We start from the raw sequence: 19227 nt of genomic DNA on the forward strand, positions 1-19227 counted from the left end.
TTATCTACTGGGTGTTTTTGAAAACTTATTTAGCGTAACGAGCAGCCATACGAGACTTATCACGAGCAGCTTTGTTTTCTTTGATCAAACCTTTAGAATGTGCTTTGTCGATTGCAGTAATAGCAGCTTTGTATAAAGCATCTACGTTATCGGCGCCGGCAGTCTTAGCTTGTTCAAATTTCTTTACAGCAGTACGCATTGTGCTTAATTGAGCAGCATTTCTAACGTTTGCTTTTTCATTCGTTTTTACACGTTTAATTGCAGATTGAATAATTGGCATTTAAGTCACCTCCACTTATCATGATCACCTTATTGGTTCTCAACAAATATTTCAACAACCATTATTATACCTAACCAATTTAGTTAATGCAACGAAAACTTGTAAAGGATTTTTACTTGATAGTAATTGATCGATTCTGTAAGTTATAAAAAACTTGCAAAATGTTCCGAATTTTAGTAAAGTTAGATTTGTTCCAAAGAACCTTTAACTTAGTTTGTTGACGTCTCACCGACGACTTACTCGGTTTTAGGCATTTAGATTCAGAAAGGTGGGAAACACTAATGGCAATTACAAACGAAAAGAAAACAGAAATTATGAAGGACTATGCTCGTCAAGAAGGCGATACAGGTTCTGCTGAAGTACAAATCGCTGTACTTACTGCAGATATCGTCGAATTGAATGCACATATTGGCGTTCATAAAAAAGATTTCGCTTCACAACGTGGTTTGATGAAGAAAATCGGACATCGTCGTAACCTTTTAGCATATTTACGTAACAAAGATATTCAACGTTACCGTGAATTGATCCAACGCTTAGGTCTTCGTCGTTAAAACTAAAAGCAAAACTCTTATATAGGAGTTTTGCTTTTTTTATTTAGAAAAATTAGAATGACTCGATGTAATAAGTGAGCTAAATGCAAAACGTTCATAAATTTTATGGTATAATTGAGATTCAAATAAAGAAAAAGAAGGTTTTTTTCAATGGACGGATATAGAGTTGCAGTGGTCGGCGCTACAGGCGCCGTTGGAACAAGAATGATTCAAATGCTTGAAGAAACGAGTCTACCTATTGACAGTATTAAATATTTGGCATCTAAACGTTCTGCGGGACAAGTTTTAAAATTTAAGGGTCAGGATGTTACTGTAGAAGAAACAACGCCTGATTCTTTTGAGAATGTTGATTTGGCTTTATTTTCTGCCGGTGGCGGTGTATCAAAAAAATTCGCACCTGAAGCAATTAAACGGGGCGCGGTTGTGGTGGATAACACCAGCGCGTTTAGAATGGATCCAGATGTTCCATTAGTTGTTCCAGAGGTTAACGAGCAGGCACTTTATGAACATAAGGGCTTAATTGCTAATCCTAATTGTTCAACCATTCAGATGGTTGTGGCTTTGGAACCAATTCGAAAAAATTATGGATTGAAAAAAGTAGTCGTTACGACAATGCAAGCCGTTAGTGGTGCCGGAAACTTAGCTATTCAAGAATTAAAAGATGAAACTCAAGCTTATCTTGACGGTGAAGAGATGCAAGCAGGCATTTTACCCGCTTCAGGCGATAAAAAGCATTATCCTATTGCTTTTAATCCGCTACCTCAAATTGATGTTTTTGAAGATACGGGCTATACACACGAAGAATGGAAAATGATTCATGAAACTAAAAAAATAATGTCTGATCAAGATATTCAGGTAACCGCAACTTGTGTGCGCGTACCGGTAGTCGTTAGCCATTCAGAATCCGTATGGTTTGAAATTGAGAGTCATGACGCTTCTGTTAAAAAGATTCAAAATATTCTTTCAGATGCTCCTGGTGTTGTTCTACAAGATGATCCAGAACACCAGATTTACCCACAAGCAATTAATGCTACGGGTAAAAAGGATACGTTCGTCGGTCGCGTTAGAGCTGATTTAGAGCAAAATAACGCATTTCAATTATGGGTTGTCTCAGACAATTTATTAAAAGGTGCCGCTTGGAATTCGGTTCAAATTGCTGAAAAATTACATGAATTAGACCTACTAAGAGTCCCAAAATAAAAATGAAAGGAGTAAATTAAATGTTTAAAAACGTAGATATTATGACAGCAATGGTAACGCCATTTAATGATCAGAATCAAGTCGATAATGATCGATTAAAAAAGTTAATTGAACACTTAATTTTGACGGGTTCAAAAGGTATTTTAGTCAATGGAACAACTGGCGAATCTCCAACACTGAGTGAAGAAGAAAAAATAAGTTTAATTAAAGAAACTGTAAGTCTTGTGAACGGCAGGGTACCTATTATGGCGGGAACAGGTTCAAATAACACAATGGAAACAATCCAATTCACGAATGAAGTCGCGAATATTCCGGGTGTGGATGCGGCATTAGTTGTTGTGCCATATTATAATAAGCCTAATCAAAAGGGTATGATTGCGCATTTTGAAACAATTGCTAGTGCAACAGAATTACCCATCTTTATTTATAATATTCCTGGGCGTACAGGTGTTACCATGTCTGTTGAGACAATTGTTAAACTGTCAGCCAACGAGCGCATTGTCGGTATCAAGGATTGCACAGGTAGCGAGAACTTAAGTATTATTATTGAACAAACACCTGATGATTTCTTCGTATATACGGGTGAAGATACTGATAGCTTAACCGCAAAAGTACTCGGTGCTAATGGTGTTATTTCGGTTGCAAGTCATATTTTTGGTAATGAAATGACAAAAATGTATCAGGCTTTGAACGAAGGAAATATTAAACTTGCAGGAGATATTCAAAGAGAGTTGACACCAAAAATGGTTGCACTTTTTGCTTTACCTTCTCCGGGTCCGGCTAAAGCTGCTTTAAATTATCGAGGTATCCATGTGGGTGACTGTCGATTACCAATCCAATCTTTGAATAAAGATGAAACGAAGCAACTAATAGAAACATTAAAAATATAAAATATGTAAGAGGTGAAGTAATGAGCAAGGTTAAAATAATTCCACTTGGTGGCGTTCGAGAGAATGGTAAAAATATGTACGTTGTTGAAGTGGACGAAGATTTATTTATTTTTGATTCTGGATTAATGTATCCAGAAAATGGGTTGTTAGGAATTGATATTGTCATTCCTGACTTCAGCTACTTGAGAGAAAATAAAGACCGAATAGTTGGTGTTTTCTTAACTCATGGACATGCAGATGCAATTGGTGCATTAGCATACTTTGTGAGCGAGTTTGACGTGCCTGTTTTTGGGTCAGAATTGACTATCGCGTTAGCAAAAATTAATATTGCGGATGATCCTAAAGCAAGTAAATTTAATGATTTTCATGTTGTTAATGATCAGACTGAAATTGATTTTGGAAAAACGACAATTTCATTCTTTAAAACAACCCATTCAATCCCAGAATCATTGGGAATTGTTCTAGGTACTGATGAAGGTCAAATTGTGTACACAGGTGATTTTAAATTTGATCAAGCTGCGGCACCGGCTTATCAAACAGACTTTGGAAGATTAGCTGAAATTGGTAAAAATGGCGTTTTGGCATTATTGAGTGATTCAGCTAACGCCGAAAATCCTTTTCCAACGGTTAATGAAAGTGCAATAGATGAATATATTAATGAAACTTTTGAATATCAAAAAGGACGCATTATTGTTGCCTGCGTGGCATCAAATATACTCCGAGTACAACAAATTTTAAATGCCGCTAATGAAAGTCATCGTAAAGTGATATTAACTGGCCATGATGTTGAGAAAATCGTTAAAACGGCTATGGATTTGAATAAAATCATTCTTCCTGATGAGAAATTGATTGTTCCAATGAGTGATATTAGTAAATATGATGATGATCAATTAATAATCTTGGAAACTGGTAAGATGGGTGAACCCTTAAAATCATTACAAAGAATGGCTTTAAATCAACATGAATCTATTAATATTCATGAAGGAGATCTCGTCTTTATCACAACGACGACATCAAAGGCTATGGAAACTAATGTTGCAAAAACAAGGGATCTTATTTATCGTGCGGGAGCTGATGTGAAAGCCATTTCTGACGAACTAAATTCGTCAGGTCATGCTGGACAAAATGACTTACAATTAATGATTAATTTAATGAAACCTAAATATCTGGTACCCATTCAGGGTGAGTATCGTTTACTCGCGGCGCATGCTGATTTGGCCCATACTTTAGGGATGCCATATGATCATATCTTCATTACTGGTAAAGGTGACGTTTTAAGTTACTCAGAAGGTAAAATGAATTTAGGCTCGCAAGTTGAAGCTGGTAACACAATGATTGATGGTATCGGTGTCGGTGATATTGGTAATATTGTATTAAGAGATCGTAAAATTCTTTCTGAAGATGGCATTTTTATTGCGGTTGTTACCATTGATCGCAAAAAGAAGAAAATTATTAATAAGCCTAAAATTACGTCAAGAGGGTTTGTTTATACAAAAACGAGTCTTGATTTGATTGAAAAAAGTGCAGAAATCGTTTCAGAAACAGTACAAGATAATTTAAACAATAAAGAATTTGATTGGGGACATCTAAAACAGGATGTTCGTGAAAAAATGAGTCATTTCTTATATGAACAAACAAAACGACGTCCAGTTATTTTGCCTGTCATAATGGAAATTAATCAATACCATAGAAAACCATCTAAACCGAAAGAAGTTAAACCGGCCGATGTAAAAAGCAATGAAAAATAAACAAAAAAGATAACACAATGCTGTTATCTTTTTTTTATAAATAATAAATAGAGGACATTATGCCAGATATTATTCCGTTTCCCGACCAAGAAAAACAAAATTATCAATTAGCAAAAAAAGCCATAATTGAAAAAAATTATCAATTAGCAACTCAGCTTTTTACAAAGAACTATGTTGGGCATCGAAGCTTTAAAACAAATAAATTATTAGTTAACGCATTGGTTTTAGATGAGCAATTTGATGAGGCATTAGCTATTGCTGATGAATTTTATGGTGAGTACTTAAAACGTGGTGATCAATTCGCAATATATATAAATATTTTGTTGAAAAACAATAAATTTATTCAAGCCTGGAAATTGGTTAAACAACAACCTTTTGCGACGCCGATAGTTGAGAATGCAGAAAGTGAATACCGCGAAAATGCGGGTAAGCAGTTAAGACAAAATGAACGACAATTTTCGCATTTAGGCTCAATGGATTTCTTCGGACAGCAACAAATGGTTCAGACCGGGTTAATCTTGCCAAAAAAAGAATTTATTGAGGCGTGCCAAATTATATTTATTGATAAAGATGTGCATCCAATCATTAAATCAAGTTTGTTACAAGAAGTTCAGAGCATTCCTAATAATATTGATATATTGGATTATTTATGGATTAATGATACGCGCAAAAAAATAAACATGAAAAATTTAGTTGCGAATGAAAACGAGCCAGTGGTTCGAAAAATCAATCAATTAACTAAAAATGATGATGGAACCGTTGATGTGCAATTAAATAAATCCTTAAATCACATGTTAAATTTAAAATTGGGGATGATTTATCCCTTTGCAGGGCTGTTTTTGGGTGTTGAGGAAGAGTGGATTGAGCTGGTTAAGAGTGAATTAGGAATTGAATCTACCTTTAAGACTACTGAAAATTTAAAAGATATGATTTCGTTAGATCAATTAATTTCTAGAGAATTGACCGAAATAATGAATTAAAAATAGGTAGGGCTAGCCGTTTTTAACAATCTATGATATTCTAACAAGGAATCCAAAATTTCACTTAGATTTAGTTGTATGAGTGTAGATTTAACCAGGTTATTTTAAGACGAGATAAAAAGTTTCAGTATTCTTTAAATAGGTATTTACAAAACTCTAAACAGTCTATATAATATTTTAAGGATTCTTCTTTATTTAAATGATAATGTATTTTGTTATTTAATGGGGAAGTAGTATAATAAAAACAAAGAATCATCAGGGTTAGATTTTCTAAAACTGTTTTATTCTTACAAAAACATTAGGAGGCTCTTATTCATGGCAAAAGAACATTACGAACGAACAAAACCCCATGTTAATATTGGTACTATCGGACATGTCGATCACGGAAAGACAACTTTAACAGCTGCAATCAGTAAAGTATTATCAGACAAAGGTTTCGGTGAAGCAGCAGATTTCGCTTCAATCGATGCTGCACCTGAAGAACGTGAACGTGGTATTACTATCAATACTGCCCATGTTGAATACGAAACAGCTGCACGTCATTACGCACATATCGATGCTCCAGGACATGCTGATTACGTTAAAAACATGATCACTGGTGCTGCACAAATGGATGGTGCTATCTTAGTTGTAGCCGCAACTGATGGCCCTATGCCTCAAACACGTGAACATATCTTACTTGCTCGCCAAGTTGGTGTTGATTACCTTATCGTGTTCTTGAACAAAACTGATTTGGTTGATGATGAAGAATTATTAGACCTTGTAGAAATGGAAGTTCGTGAATTATTAAGCGAATACGATTTCCCAGGCGATGATATTCCTGTTATCCGTGGTTCAGCTCTTAAAGCCCTTGAAGGCGATCCAGAAGCTGTAAAACAAGTTGAATTGTTAATGGATACTGTTGATTCATACATCCCAACACCAGTTCGTCCTACAGACCAACCATTCTTGATGCCAGTTGAAGATGTATTTACAATTACTGGTCGTGGTACTGTTGCTTCAGGTCGTATTGACCGTGGTACAGTTAAAGTCGGAGACGATATTGAAATTGTTGGTTTACATGAAGATGTCCTTAAAACAACAGTTACAGGTATCGAAATGTTCCGTAAGACACTTGACGAAGGTGAAGCCGGCGATAACGTTGGTGCTTTACTCCGTGGTATCGATCGCGAACAAATCGAACGTGGACAAGTTCTTGCCCAACCTGGTTCAATCAAGACTCACAAATTATTCAAAGGCGAAGTTTATATCCTTTCTAAGGAAGAAGGTGGACGTCATACTCCATTCTTCTCAAACTACCGTCCTCAATTCTTCTTCCATACAACTGATGTTACTGGTGTTATTGAATTGCCAGAAGGCGTAGAAATGGTTATGCCTGGTGATAACGTTACATTTACAGTTTCATTAATCGCCCCAGTTGCTATTGAAAAAGGTCTTAAATTTACTGTTCGTGAAGGTGGCCGTACTGTTGGTGCCGGAGTTGTTTCAGAAATTGACGATTAATTTTTAATTAAATTAAAAATAAGAAATTCGGAAAGCTTTTGCTTTCCGAATTTTTTTTTATAATCATTTACAATCTAGCAATGATACGGTAAAATAGACAAGTATATAAAGAGTACGAATATAAAATTTTTGTTCTATCGGAGGGAAAACAATGTCAGCAAAATTTGAAAAACAAGGTAAAAACAATGGAGAAATTACATTCGAAATTGAAACTGATAAAATTAAAGAAGGATTAGAAAAAGCTTTCTTAAAAGTTAAGAAAGATTTAACTGTTCCTGGATTCCGTAAAGGAAAAGTTTCACGTCAAGTATTTAACAGAATGTACGGTGAAGAATCATTGTATGAAGATGCTTTAAACATCTTATTGCCAGAAGCATATGAAAAGGCACTTGAAGAAGTTAAAGTATCACCAGTTGATCAACCTGATATTAACATTGACAGTTTAGAAAAAGATTCTACATGGGTACTTAAAGCTAAAGTTACACTTCAACCAGAAGTTGAGCTAGGAGATTACAAAGGCCTAACTGTTCCTAAACAATCACGTCGAGTAACGAAAAAAGATGTTGAAGATAACTTAGAAGCAAAACGTCAACAACAAGCTGAACTTGTGCTTAAGGAAGACGAAGCAGCTGTTTCTGGCGATACCGTGATTATTGATTTTGAAGGTAAAGTTGATGGTGTTGCATTTGATGGTGGTAAATCAGAAAACTATACTCTTGAATTAGGTTCAAATTCATTTATTCCTGGATTCGAAGATCAATTAGTTGGACATAAAGCGGGCGAAGATGTGGACGTAACAGTTACATTCCCCGAAGATTACCAAGCAGAAGACTTACGTGGTAAAGAAGCTATATTTGCTGTTAAAGTTCATGAAGTTAAGGGTAAAGAACTTCCAGAAATGGATGATGAATTTGCTAAAGATGTTGATGAAGAAGTTAACACTCTTGAAGAATTACAAGCAAAAACAAAAGATCAAATTAAAGAAACAAAAGATGCAACAGCTAAGGAAGCTATTCAAGATGCAGCAATCGAATTAGCAGTTGATAATGCTAAAGTTGATGAAATACCTAACTCAATGATTGAAGAAGACGTTCATCGTCAAATGGATCAATACCTTGCAAACATGCAACAACAAGGAATTGATACTAAGATGTACTTCCAATTGACAGGTACAAGTGAAGATGACTTACACAAACAGTTTGAAGAAGGCGCAGAACGTCGCGTTAAAACAAACCTTGTGTTAGAAGCTATCGTTGCTGCTGAAAAGATTGAACCTTCAGAAGAAGAAGTTTCATCTGAAATTTCAAACTTAGCAGAACAATATGGTATGGAAGAAGATGCAGTTCGTTCTGCTCTTTCAGACGATATGGTTAAGCATGATATTGCTATCAAAAAAGTTGTTGACGAATTAGCCGACTCAGCAGTTGAAGAAGCTAAAATGAAAAAATAATCTGCTAATTCAGAATTTTGATTAGTTGATTTAAACGAATGAGATTGGGGCGATTTTTTCGCTTCAGTCTTTTTTGTTAAGCAGTTTTAAATTCAAATGTTAGCGAAATAGCGGTAAATTTGATAGAATGTATATACGTGAAGTAAAAGACTATAAGAGAAAATATGAGGTGAGAGAATGTTTGAAAATACTGAAGAAGGTGGACCCGTGAACTGTTCTTTTTGCGGTAAATCACAAGATCAAGTAATGAAAATTGTAGCTGGTCCTGGCGTATATATTTGTAATGAATGTGTTGATTTATGTAAAGAAATCATCGATGAGGAATTCAGAGAACAAATGTCTTCTGAACCTTTACTTGTGTTGAAACCACAGGCAATTATGAATAAACTTAATAATTATGTAATTGGACAAGATCAATCTAAAAAAACGTTGTCTGTTGCCGTGTACAACCATTACAAACGCGTTAACCATATGCTAGAAGTTGAAGCGGACGATAACGATGAAACTGAATTACAAAAAAGTAATATCTGTTTAGTTGGTCCTACTGGGTCTGGTAAGACGTATTTAGCACAAAGTTTGGCTAAGATTTTAAATGTGCCATTCGCTATTGCAGATGCAACTACATTGACAGAGGCTGGATATGTTGGAGAAGATGTTGAAAACATTCTTTTAAAGTTATTACAGAGTGCTGACTATGATGTTGCAAAAGCTGAAAAAGGTATCATTTATATAGACGAAATTGACAAAATTGCAAAGAAAAGTGAAAATGTGTCAATTACGCGTGATGTTTCTGGAGAGGGCGTCCAACAAGCTCTTTTGAAAATTCTTGAAGGTACAGTTGCCAGTGTTCCGCCTCAAGGCGGTCGTAAACACCCACAACAAGAATTAATTCAAATTGATACAAAAAATATTTTATTTATTGTTGGTGGCGCATTTGCTGGAATTGAAACGATGGTAAAAAATCGTTTGGGCGATAAAACAATCGGTTTTGGAGCTGATTCAGGTACCGAAACAATTGATGAAGAAAATAGTGTCATGCAACAAATTATTCCGGAAGATTTATTGAAATTTGGTTTAATTCCTGAATTTGTTGGTCGTTTACCAATTATGACTGCTTTAGAAGAATTAAAAGAAGCTGATTTGGTTAGAATTCTGACAGAACCTAAGAATGCATTGGTTAAACAATATACTAAACTCGTTGAATTAGATGGCGTTACGCTTGAGTTTGAGCCTGAAGCATTATCAAGGGTTGCAGAACTCGCCATTAAACGTGATACTGGGGCGCGTGGATTACGCTCAATTATTGAAGAAACAATGCGGGATGTGATGTTTGATATTCCAAGTCAAGAAGATATTGAACGCGTGATTATTACTAAGGCAACGGTAGACCAAACTGAAGGTCCTGTAATAAGAAAAGGTAACACAAAAGCAGCATCTTAATGTTATTAACTTTCAAAAATAGTGAGTATACGCTAAAAAAAAGATAATGGCTCTTAATCTAAATGTAGTATAATGAATTTAAGGTTAATAATTTTAATAAATAATAAAGGGTGGACGTCATGAATAAAACATTAAAAAAAGCGCTTTTATTTGGATTTTCTGGGGCATTATTGGGTGGAATTGGCTTATTTAATAAGTCAGTTGAAGCTGCAGCTCCCGCAAATAATATTGGTTACAGCGTACAAAGTATTCAATCTGATAAACAAGTTAAAGAAAGTTTAAAACAATCGTATTTTGATATGCAGTTAGACGCTAAGGCGGAAGAAACAATTTCTGTTAAAATTTTTAACTCTTCAGATAAGGCATTAAAAATTAGAAATGCTGTTTACACGGCTTCAACTAATGACAATGGTCAACTTGAATACACCAAAAAATTAGAAAAAAAGGATATTGATAAATCAATGAAATATCCTTTAGCATCACTAACTAAGATGGATTCGGGAAGTGTGGTAACAGTTCCTGCTAAAGGAAGTAAAATTGTTAAGGCCACAATTACCATGCCAAAAGATAGTTTTGATGGTGTTTTATTAGGTAGTTGGTACTTTGAAAAGGTTGACGATTCAGCTAAAGCATCAAGTAATAAAAAAGGAATTTCGATTTCAAATGCATACTCATATGCGATTGGGATTAAGATTTTAGAAAAGAAAACTGTTGAACCAAATATGAATCTTTTATCGGTTAAGGCCGGTATGCGAAACTATCGTAAAGGGGTATTCCCCGTGTTCCAAAATGATACAGCCGTGATTATTCCTAAATTAACGATTAAATCTGAAATCACAAAAAAAGGCTCATCTGATGTTTTACAGAAAACAACGTTAAAGAATTTGTCAATGGCACCTAATTCAAACTTTAAGTTCCCAATGCTCTATGATAAGGGACAATTAGAATCTGGTGACTATACGTTAAAAGCTGTGGCAACAAGTGGTAAAAATACTTGGAATTTCAATAAAAACTTTACAATTACAAATGACGATGCTAGCAAATATAATAAAGAGGCTATCGCCGATCCTAAAAAACCAATGAATCCGTTATGGTATGTTGCATTGGGTCTTGGTCTTGCAATCTTATTCGTACTAATCTTTTTCCTTATTAAGAGATATGTTGATAAGAAAAAAGCTGATAAGTAAGCACTTAATATTTTTATTTGTTTTGTTTAGCATATTTGCGGCGACCAAGAGCGTGTCTGCAGATATTTTGTATGGGTATGAAACAATACCCGATACAGTTAACTCGCATGTAAAAAAAGATGGATCAGGATATCAAGATTACACTGATGGCGATAACGTGAAATCACCGTATTTGCAAATTGTTGCGACTGATGGATTAACGCCATCGTGGCAGTTAAGAGGCAGATTAAAATATAGATCAAATGGAATTGTTCGGGTTAACGTGGTACGACCAGAGTTGGAAGCTGGATTAAATAATATTCCGGAGACCGATGGTAATCTGATTTCTGGAGATTCAATTAATCTATTGACTAATGCGAAAGATAGCAGTGGTGAATATTTATTTTATTGGCCCCACACTTTATTTCAAATTTTGACAACGCGGGTGGTAGCACGTTCTGAAATACAAATGGTCTGGATTATTCAAATGGCTGCAGTAAAATAAAAACATTACAACATCTTGGTAACTTACTTGATGTTGTAATGTTTTTTTGATTTAGATTAAGTTACATGAACGCATTTTTATATGGTAAAATGGTTTGAGTATTGAAAGGAAGGTGTTTAATATGGATGTTCATAATGTTGAGTTAGTTATGAGTGCCGTTGCACCAGCACAGTATCCAACGGATGGTATTCCTGAGATTGCATTATCGGGTCGTTCAAATGTTGGTAAATCATCATTAATAAATACGTTAATTAATCGTAAAAGTTATGCGAGAACTTCTAGTCAACCCGGAAAAACGCAAACATTAAACTTTTATAACGTGGAACAAGAACTATTTTTTGTAGATGTCCCAGGATATGGGTACGCAAAAGTATCAAAAACGGAACGCGCGAAGTGGGGACAAATGATTGAAACGTACCTGGCCGAACGAACAACGTTGAGAGGCGTTATTTCGTTAGTTGACGCTCGCCATGAACCGACTAAACTAGATGTTCAAATGGTCGATTTTCTTCATTATTATGATATTCCTGTATTGGTTGTTGCGACGAAAAGTGATAAAATTTCTCGTGGTAAATGGAACCAGCATGAGAGTATTATCCGCCGTTCATTGTCTCTGACTCCTGAGGATGATTTTGTATTATTCTCGGCACAAGATAAGTCCGGAAAAGAAGAAATCTGGCAATGGATTGAAAAACATGCGGGATTAGGAGAAAAAAATGGAATTTAATGAATATCAAGAAGCCGCAAATCGTACCTTATACGGGACTGAACAGGTTCTAACTAATTGTGCTCTAGGTGTTGCAGCCGAGGGTGGACAATTGGTCGATCTAATTAAGGACTATACTTTTAAAGGCAGAGAGTTAGACAAAACAAAATTAACCAAAGAAATGGGCGATGTACTTTGGTACTTATCTCAAATTGCCGAATGGGCGGATATTGAATTTGATGATGTCGCAAAAGATAACATTTTAAAATTAAATAAACGATATCCTGACGGATTCAAAAAATAAAGAAAACCGATGAGCATTAAGCTTATCGGTTTTCTTTATTTTTTTAGTTTTGATTCTTTTGTATCAGAGTCAGGTTTTTTTTCTGTTTCTGAAGGTTTAAGTTCAACCTTGGCAGGATTTTTGGGATCAATGGCAAATTTGTCGAATAAACTCTCTAAATTATCTTGGCGTTGGATTTTTAAGCTCATAAATGTAGCCTCCTTATGTAAATATAGAATAACAGTTTCGTAAAATGAATACAAGATAATTGAATGATGCATAAAAAGCGTTTTTATTAATATAAAAATGTATAAAAAGAACTTTTTAATGTATTTAATTGCATAAAAAATCTTTAAAGTCTATAATCAATTTATTCACTAATAAGAGAGTTAAAAAAGGGGAGTAAAATTGTGCAAATAAATAAGAAATGGGTCACAGGCATATTAATCGCGTTATTAATGTTGCTAATTAACGTTGGTCATGTAAATGCTGCATCAGACAATTCATTAAAAGACGTTAAAGATAAAGGGACATTAGTACTTGGAACAAGTCCTGATTACCCGCCATACGAATTTCAGACAACGGTTAACGGTAATGACAAAATTGTTGGGTTTGATATTTCAATAGCGAGAAAAATAGCTAAAGATATTGGCGTTAAATTAGTCATTAAAAAGATGGATTTTGATTCATTACTTGTGGGTCTTGAAACTCATAAAATTGATATGGTGATTTCTGGTATGAATCCATCAGATGATCGAAAGAAGAGTATCGATTTTTCAGATGTTTATTATAACGGTAAACAAATGATGTTGGTTAATAAAGCGGACAAAGATAAATATAAAAAATTGAATGACTTTTCGGGACTGTCGGTTGGAGCACAAACTGGCTCACTTCAGTATTCAATGAGTAAGGAACAAATTAATAATGTAGATATTAAAGGATTAGCTAAAGTTACAGATTTAATATTGGCACTTAAAAGTGGCAAAGTAGCAGGGGTCGCAATGGAAGAGCCAACGGCAAAAGCATATGCGCAAAATGATAGTTCACTAGCAGTCGTTAATCCGGGATTCGTTTCTGCAGCCGACGCAAGAGGCGCAGCTGCTGGATTTGCAAAAAAATCAGACGCGCTTGTGGCGGCCGCAAATAAATCAATTAAAGAAATTAAAGATAAAGATTTAATTAATAAAACGTATTTACCTGAAGCAAGTAATTATTTAACTAAAAATACAGCTGATAACACAATGATTCATTATTGGAAATATTTTGCAAAAGGAATTGGGTATACATTACTTATTACGGCAATTTCAGTTGTTGTTGGTGTAATACTGGGAACGTTACTTGCACTTATGCGTTTAGGAAAAAATAAAATTATCAAGGTGATTGCCGTTTCATATATTGAATTTGTTCGTGGTACGCCGTTAATGATTCAAGTAATGTTCGTGTACTTTGGTATTGGAATGATTGTGAACGTTCCAGCACTACTCGCGGGGATAATTGCAGTATCACTTAATTCCGGTGCATATATCGCGGAAGTGATTCGTTCAGGAATTGGCTCAATTGATGATGGACAAATGGAAGCCGCAAGAAGTCTGGGGCTTTCGCAAAAGGAGACCTACAAATCGGTTATTATTCCGCAGGCGCTTAAAAATATTTGGCCAGCATTGGGGAATGAATTTATCACATTAATTAAAGAAAGTTCAATTGTTTCAATTATTGGGGTTACGGATTTAATCTACCAAATGAAGATGGTTCAGTCGGCAACTTATAAGGGAATTGCACCTATCTTTGTTGCAATGGTACTCTATTTTGTTCTAACGTTTAGCTTATCTAAATTGTTAAATTACTTCGAGGGGAAGATGAAGCATGTCTAAAATTATAGAAGTTAATAAATTAATGAAGGTTTTTGGAAAGAACGAAGTCTTAAAAGATATTTCTGAGTCCGTTGATAAAGGACAGGTTATATGTGTTATTGGTCCGTCTGGATCTGGGAAAAGTACCTTTCTACGTTGTTTAAATCTACTTGAAGTGCCAACATCTGGAAATGTACTTTTTGAAGGTAAAGATTTAACAAGTTTGAATGAAAAAGATTTAAATCAATTGAGAGAAAAAATGGGTATGGTTTTTCAAGGATTTAACTTATTCCCAAATATGAATGTGATTGAGAATATAAAATTGGCCCCAATAAAAGTTAAAAATATGTCAGACGCAGAGGCGGATAAAATCGCATCTAATCTATTAGAAAAAGTTGGATTGGCTGATAAAGCATTTCAATATCCGGAGAGTTTATCGGGTGGTCAGAAACAACGGGTTGCTATTGCTAGGGCATTAGCAATGGATCCAGAGGTTTTACTATTTGACGAACCAACATCCGCATTGGACCCGGAAATGGTTGGAGAAGTCTTAAAAGTCATGAAGACTTTAGCAAGTGATGGGATGACAATGGTTGTTGTCACACATGAAATGGGCTTCGCTAGAGAAGTAGCCGATCAAATTTGGTTTATGGATCAAGGGTATATTCAAGAAAAAGGGCGTCCAGAAGATGTTTTTGATCATCCAACATCTGAACGTGCGCAAGATTTTTTATCGAAAATATTATAAAAAATAGATTCCAAGTAGACGTTTAGTTTACTTGGAATCTATTTTCTTTATTCAAACAACTGTTCGGGGTATAATTCAAGTATTATCTATTAACGTAAAGAAGGTGTGTTGATTGGCTTCAGAGCATATTGAAAATAAATTAGCATTGTTACCGGCCTTACCCGGATGTTATATCATGAAAAATTTAAATAGTCAGATTATCTATGTTGGAAAAGCAAAAAACTTAAAGAATCGTGTACGCTCTTATTTTAAGAGTGCCCATGAAGGAAAAACAGCAAAATTAGTTTCTCAAATTGTTGATTTTGAAACGATTATTACGTCGACGGATAAAGAAGCATTTTTGTTAGAAATTACCTTGATTCAGAAACATCAACCTTATTACAATATAAAATTGAAAAAGGGTACGGGCTATCCTTATATTAAAATTACTAACGAAAAAGATCCGATGATGCAAATTGTTAGTCAAGTTAATAAGGATGGTGGATTTTATTTTGGACCTTATCCGAATGTCTATGCGGCTCAAGAAACGCTACAGTTTTTACAAAAGGTTTATCCTTTGCGCAGATGTAATGGGTTCCAGAAGCGTCCTTGTTTGTATTACCATATGGGTCAATGTCTAGGTCCTTGTTTTAAAGAAGTACCGCATGAAAAATATGAGGCTCAAATAAAAAAAATTAAATCGTTCTTGAATGGGAATGTAACAGTTGCCAAGCAAAGATTAAAAAAAGAAATGGTTCATGCGGCGGACGATTTATCGTTTGAACGAGCTGCGGAATTACGTGATCAAATTCATTTCATCGAAGTGACAGTTGAAAAACAAAAAATTATTTCGAATGATAATACGCCGCGAGATTTATTTAATTTTTATTTAGATAAAGGGTGGTTATCAATTCAGGTGTTCTTTATCAGACAAGCTAGATTAATGAAACGGGAAAAAAGACTCTTCCCAATTGTGACAACGCCAGAAGAAGAGATGGCAACATTTATTCTTCAGTTTTATAATCGAAAAAATAATGTGTTACCAAAAGAAATATTGGTTCCGGCGGGAATTGACACTGATGTCTTATCTGATATTTTACAGGTTCCAATTCGAACACCACAACGTGGACAAAAGAGTGAACTCTTAAAGTTAGCTAAAAAGAATGCACGATTGGTACTTGAAGAAAAATTCAGACTTTTGGAATTAGATGGACGTAAAACGGTTGGTGCCATGAAAGAGATTACGGATGCCATGGGTATTCCGGAAGGTCATCGAATTGAATCCTTTGATCATTCTCATATACAAGGGGCTGATTTAGTCTCGGCAATGGTTAGCTTCATTGATGGTAAGCCTGAAAAGAGCGAGTATCGTAAATATAAGCTTAATACGGTTGATCATGCGGATGAAGCAGCAAGTACGCGCGAAGTTATTCGGCGACGTTACACGCGTCTTTTGAAAGAGGGAAAGCCCATGCCGGATTTGATTTTGATGGATGGTGCTGAAATTCAAATTGAAGCCGCAAAAGATATTTTAGTAAACGAATTAAATTTAATGATTCCAGTGGCGGGAATGGTTAAAAATGATCAACATAAAACGTCTGATTTAATGTTTGGTGATACAGATCAAAGACTATCACTAGATCCAAAAAGTGAAGGGTTTTACCTTTTGCAGCGAATTCAAGATGAAGTCCATCGATTCGCAATTACTTTCCATCGTCAAGTTCATTCGAAGCACTCGTTGAGTTCTCGACTAGATTCGATTCAAGGAGTCGGGCCTAAGACTAAAACCAAACTTTTGAAAGAATTTGGTTCTATGAAACATATTAAGGAAGCCTCTATGGAAGAATTGCAGGGACTAGGCATTTCTAAAACGGTTGCGCAAACAATCAAATTATCGCTATAAAGTTAACGGGACCTAATATTTATCAGACTCTTTGATAAGTATTAGGTCTTTTATTTACACAAAAAAGAACCATCAGGAGTAATCCCAATGATTCTTAAAAGTAAACTATTATTTTTTATTTTCTTTTGCAACTGGACGCCAAATCCCTAAAATAATACCAGCGACTGCGGCACCAATTAAAACAGATAATAAGTAGAATGTTTTGTTAGTTGCAAGTGCAATGACCCAAAGGCCACCGTGAGGAGCAGGAACAGAGACATTCCAGAACTGACTTAATCCACCACCAATTGCGGCACCAATGACACTTGACGTAATAACGTGTAATGGATCTGCTGCTGCGTAAGGAATTGCACCTTCGGTGATAAATGAAATACCCAGAATATAGTTAGATAATCCAGCTTTTCTCTCATCTTCAGAAAATTTGTTTTTCCAGAATGTAGAAGCGATAGCGATGGCAAGAGGTGGAATCATACCACCGACCATAACGGCAGCCATCATTTTACCATCGCCAGTAGAAGTGAAGACACCAATTGAGAAGGTATAAGCAGCCTTGTTAAATGGACCACCCATATCAATGGCCATCATTGCGGCAAGAATAGTACCAATTAATACTGCATTAGCTGTTCCCATATGTGTTAAGAAATCAGATAAGACATGATTAATTTGTGCAAAAACGGGATTAACCATGAAGAACATAATTGCGCCAACAATTAGTAACGATAAAATAGGGTAAATTAAAATTGGTTTCATGCCATCTAATGATTTAGGTAAGTTCTTAAAGAGTTTTTTAAGACCAACAATAACGTAACCAGCAATGAATCCGGCGGCTAAACCACCTAGGAATCCAGAAACAGATTCCGTTTTGATAACATTGGCAGCTGCAAAGTTAGCCATATACCCACCAACAATACCGGGCATGAGGGCAGGACGATCACCAATACTCATAGCAATAAATCCGGCTAGGATAGGTACCAAGAATGCAAAAGCATAGTTACCAATTCCATTTAAGAAGATAAAAGTTTGTGATTGTGAACCACCAGGAACATATTGTTCAACAATGAATGAAAGGGCCATTAGGATACCGCCACCAACAACGAATGGCAACATATGTGAGACACCGTTCATTAAGTTTTTGTAAATTTCATTCCAAACGCTACCAGATGTTTCTCCATCAGTTTCGGCAGTATCTGTTCCTTTAGCGTGATAAATGGGTGCTTTTCCGCTTACCGCGCTGTTAATTAATTCTTCAGGTTTTTTAATACCGTCAGTTACGGGACGGTTAATTAAAGGTTTACCATTAAAACGATCCATAGCAACTTTTTTATCAGCGGCAACGATAACGCCAGATGCACGTTGGATTTCTTCATCAGTTAAACGATGCTTAATACCTTCTGAACCATTTGTTTCAACTTTGATGTCTACGCCCATTTCTTCAGCTTGCTTGATAAGAGCAGCTTCAGCCATATAGGTATGTGCGATACCAGTGGGGCAGGCAGTTACGGCAACAATATAGGGGTTACCTGATGGTTTTGCATCGTTATTTTTAGCGGCAAGCCTTGAAGCGACTTCTTTAGCTTCTTTTTCATTTTCAGCTGCTGTAAATGCAGATTGTACGTCATCTGGAGTAGTAACCGTTTTTAGCTTGGCAACTAAGTCGGGGTTTATTAATAAACTAGATAAGGCAGCCAAAGCCTGTAAGTGAGCGTCATTTGCGCCTTCAGGAGCAGCAATCATAAAGAATAAGAACGTAGGTTGACCGTCAAGCGAGTCGTAATCAAGGCCCGTTTTGCTTTTAGCGAATAAAACGGTCGCACGTTTAACAGCTTTATTTTTAGCATGTGGCATGGCGATACCTTCGCCGATACCAGTTGTTGATTGCGCTTCACGTTTTAAAATATCTTGCTTGTAAAGATCTTCATCGTCGATTACACCGGCTTCAAAGTACTTGTGAACCATCTCATCAATAGCTTCAGCTTTGGTTGTTGCTTGAAGATCCATAATCATGACATCTTTAAGTAATAATTCATTTAAATCCATAATGTAAA

18 protein-coding genes are annotated in these 19227 nt (G+C 35.6%); 15 read left to right on the top strand and 3 right to left on the bottom strand.

What is annotated here, in order from left to right; all coding sequences use genetic code 11:
* Positions 1–25: 25 nt before the first annotated feature.
* On the bottom strand, positions 26–280 hold the full coding sequence (gene rpsT / locus N0K80_RS01385; protein ID WP_057973909.1) for a 30S ribosomal protein S20: 255 nt from the start codon (positions 278–280) through the stop codon (positions 26–28).
* 281 nt (positions 281–561) lie between these two features.
* Between rpsT and rpsO the strand changes: the two genes are divergently transcribed.
* The 12 genes from rpsO (at position 562) to N0K80_RS01445 (ending at position 12723) form a co-directional block, all read left to right on the top strand.
* A complete protein-coding gene (gene rpsO / locus N0K80_RS01390) occupies positions 562–831 on the top strand; it encodes a 30S ribosomal protein S15 (protein ID WP_057973910.1) in 270 nt (89 codons plus the stop codon).
* 150 nt (positions 832–981) lie between these two features.
* On the top strand, positions 982–2031 hold the full coding sequence (locus N0K80_RS01395; RefSeq protein WP_057973911.1) for an aspartate-semialdehyde dehydrogenase: 1050 nt from the start codon (positions 982–984) through the stop codon (positions 2029–2031).
* A gap of 20 nt (positions 2032–2051) precedes the next feature.
* Positions 2052–2921 (top strand): 4-hydroxy-tetrahydrodipicolinate synthase, encoded by an 870-nt coding sequence (gene dapA / locus N0K80_RS01400; protein ID WP_269023546.1) that lies wholly within the window; start codon positions 2052–2054, stop codon positions 2919–2921.
* A gap of 20 nt (positions 2922–2941) precedes the next feature.
* Positions 2942–4669 (top strand): ribonuclease J, encoded by a 1728-nt coding sequence (locus N0K80_RS01405; protein WP_057973913.1) that lies wholly within the window; start codon positions 2942–2944, stop codon positions 4667–4669.
* 59 nt (positions 4670–4728) lie between these two features.
* Positions 4729–5649: a hypothetical protein gene (locus N0K80_RS01410; RefSeq protein WP_269023547.1), complete on the top strand. Its 921-nt coding sequence runs from the start codon at positions 4729–4731 to the stop codon at positions 5647–5649.
* A gap of 315 nt (positions 5650–5964) precedes the next feature.
* Positions 5965–7152, top strand: a complete 1188-nt coding sequence (gene tuf / locus N0K80_RS01415) for an elongation factor Tu (protein WP_057973915.1) — start codon at positions 5965–5967, stop codon at positions 7150–7152.
* Positions 7153–7303: 151 nt separating this feature from the next.
* Positions 7304–8602 (top strand): trigger factor, encoded by a 1299-nt coding sequence (gene tig, locus N0K80_RS01420; RefSeq protein WP_269023548.1) that lies wholly within the window; start codon positions 7304–7306, stop codon positions 8600–8602.
* A gap of 177 nt (positions 8603–8779) precedes the next feature.
* Positions 8780–10042, top strand: a complete 1263-nt coding sequence (gene clpX, locus N0K80_RS01425) for an ATP-dependent Clp protease ATP-binding subunit ClpX (RefSeq protein WP_269023549.1) — start codon at positions 8780–8782, stop codon at positions 10040–10042.
* A gap of 119 nt (positions 10043–10161) precedes the next feature.
* Complete coding sequence (locus N0K80_RS01430) at positions 10162–11229, top strand: DUF916 and DUF3324 domain-containing protein (RefSeq protein ID WP_269023550.1); 1068 nt, start codon at positions 10162–10164, stop codon at positions 11227–11229.
* Between the two features lie 22 nt (positions 11230–11251).
* Complete coding sequence (locus N0K80_RS01435; RefSeq protein ID WP_269026174.1) at positions 11252–11713, top strand: hypothetical protein; 462 nt, start codon at positions 11252–11254, stop codon at positions 11711–11713.
* A 121-nt stretch (positions 11714–11834) separates the two neighbouring features.
* A complete protein-coding gene (gene yihA, locus N0K80_RS01440; protein ID WP_057973920.1) occupies positions 11835–12440 on the top strand; it encodes a ribosome biogenesis GTP-binding protein YihA/YsxC in 606 nt (201 codons plus the stop codon).
* A complete protein-coding gene (locus N0K80_RS01445; RefSeq protein ID WP_057973921.1) occupies positions 12430–12723 on the top strand; it encodes a nucleoside triphosphate pyrophosphohydrolase family protein in 294 nt (97 codons plus the stop codon). Before yihA ends, N0K80_RS01445 begins: the two co-directional genes overlap by 11 nt.
* 35 nt (positions 12724–12758) lie before the next feature.
* Here the strand turns inward: N0K80_RS01445 and N0K80_RS01450 are convergent, their stop codons facing one another.
* Positions 12759–12911 carry an SPJ_0845 family protein gene (locus tag N0K80_RS01450; protein ID WP_169787606.1) on the bottom strand — a complete coding sequence of 51 codons (153 nt, stop codon included), beginning with the start codon at positions 12909–12911 and terminating at the stop codon, positions 12759–12761.
* A gap of 249 nt (positions 12912–13160) precedes the next feature.
* Here N0K80_RS01450 and N0K80_RS01455 point away from each other — a divergent pair, with 249 nt between their 5' ends.
* From N0K80_RS01455 to uvrC, 3 genes are all read left to right on the top strand, one after another.
* Entirely contained in the window at positions 13161–14573 is a 1413-nt protein-coding gene (locus tag N0K80_RS01455) for an ABC transporter substrate-binding protein/permease (protein ID WP_269023727.1), read from the top strand.
* On the top strand, positions 14566–15300 hold the full coding sequence (locus N0K80_RS01460; protein WP_269023552.1) for an amino acid ABC transporter ATP-binding protein: 735 nt from the start codon (positions 14566–14568) through the stop codon (positions 15298–15300). The genes N0K80_RS01455 and N0K80_RS01460 overlap by 8 nt, the downstream gene beginning before the upstream one ends.
* A 112-nt stretch (positions 15301–15412) precedes the next feature.
* On the top strand, positions 15413–17182 hold the full coding sequence (gene uvrC, locus N0K80_RS01465) for an excinuclease ABC subunit UvrC (RefSeq protein ID WP_057973923.1): 1770 nt from the start codon (positions 15413–15415) through the stop codon (positions 17180–17182).
* 108 nt (positions 17183–17290) lie between these two features.
* Here the strand turns inward: uvrC and N0K80_RS01470 are convergent, their stop codons facing one another.
* On the bottom strand, positions 17291–19219 hold the full coding sequence (locus N0K80_RS01470; protein ID WP_269023553.1) for a PTS fructose transporter subunit IIABC: 1929 nt from the start codon (positions 19217–19219) through the stop codon (positions 17291–17293).
* Positions 19220–19227 lie beyond the last annotated feature (8 nt).

This window comes from Dellaglioa carnosa (assembly GCF_026948345.1).
Lineage (GTDB): Bacteria > Bacillota > Bacilli > Lactobacillales > Lactobacillaceae > Dellaglioa > Dellaglioa algida.

Coding starts and splice junctions, on each gene's coding strand:
- rpsT (WP_057973909.1), bottom strand. CDS start 280: ATGCCAATTATTCAATCTGCAATTAAACGTGTAAAAACGAATGAAAAA.
- rpsO (WP_057973910.1), top strand. CDS start 562: ATGGCAATTACAAACGAAAAGAAAACAGAAATTATGAAGGACTATGCT.
- N0K80_RS01395 (WP_057973911.1), top strand. CDS start 982: ATGGACGGATATAGAGTTGCAGTGGTCGGCGCTACAGGCGCCGTTGGA.
- dapA (WP_269023546.1), top strand. CDS start 2,052: ATGTTTAAAAACGTAGATATTATGACAGCAATGGTAACGCCATTTAAT.
- N0K80_RS01405 (WP_057973913.1), top strand. CDS start 2,942: ATGAGCAAGGTTAAAATAATTCCACTTGGTGGCGTTCGAGAGAATGGT.
- N0K80_RS01410 (WP_269023547.1), top strand. CDS start 4,729: ATGCCAGATATTATTCCGTTTCCCGACCAAGAAAAACAAAATTATCAA.
- tuf (WP_057973915.1), top strand. CDS start 5,965: ATGGCAAAAGAACATTACGAACGAACAAAACCCCATGTTAATATTGGT.
- tig (WP_269023548.1), top strand. CDS start 7,304: ATGTCAGCAAAATTTGAAAAACAAGGTAAAAACAATGGAGAAATTACA.
- clpX (WP_269023549.1), top strand. CDS start 8,780: ATGTTTGAAAATACTGAAGAAGGTGGACCCGTGAACTGTTCTTTTTGC.
- N0K80_RS01430 (WP_269023550.1), top strand. CDS start 10,162: ATGAATAAAACATTAAAAAAAGCGCTTTTATTTGGATTTTCTGGGGCA.
- yihA (WP_057973920.1), top strand. CDS start 11,835: ATGGATGTTCATAATGTTGAGTTAGTTATGAGTGCCGTTGCACCAGCA.
- N0K80_RS01445 (WP_057973921.1), top strand. CDS start 12,430: ATGGAATTTAATGAATATCAAGAAGCCGCAAATCGTACCTTATACGGG.
- N0K80_RS01450 (WP_169787606.1), bottom strand. CDS start 12,911: ATGAGCTTAAAAATCCAACGCCAAGATAATTTAGAGAGTTTATTCGAC.
- N0K80_RS01455 (WP_269023727.1), top strand. CDS start 13,161: ATGTTGCTAATTAACGTTGGTCATGTAAATGCTGCATCAGACAATTCA.
- N0K80_RS01460 (WP_269023552.1), top strand. CDS start 14,566: ATGTCTAAAATTATAGAAGTTAATAAATTAATGAAGGTTTTTGGAAAG.
- N0K80_RS01470 (WP_269023553.1), bottom strand. CDS start 19,219: ATGGATTTAAATGAATTATTACTTAAAGATGTCATGATTATGGATCTT.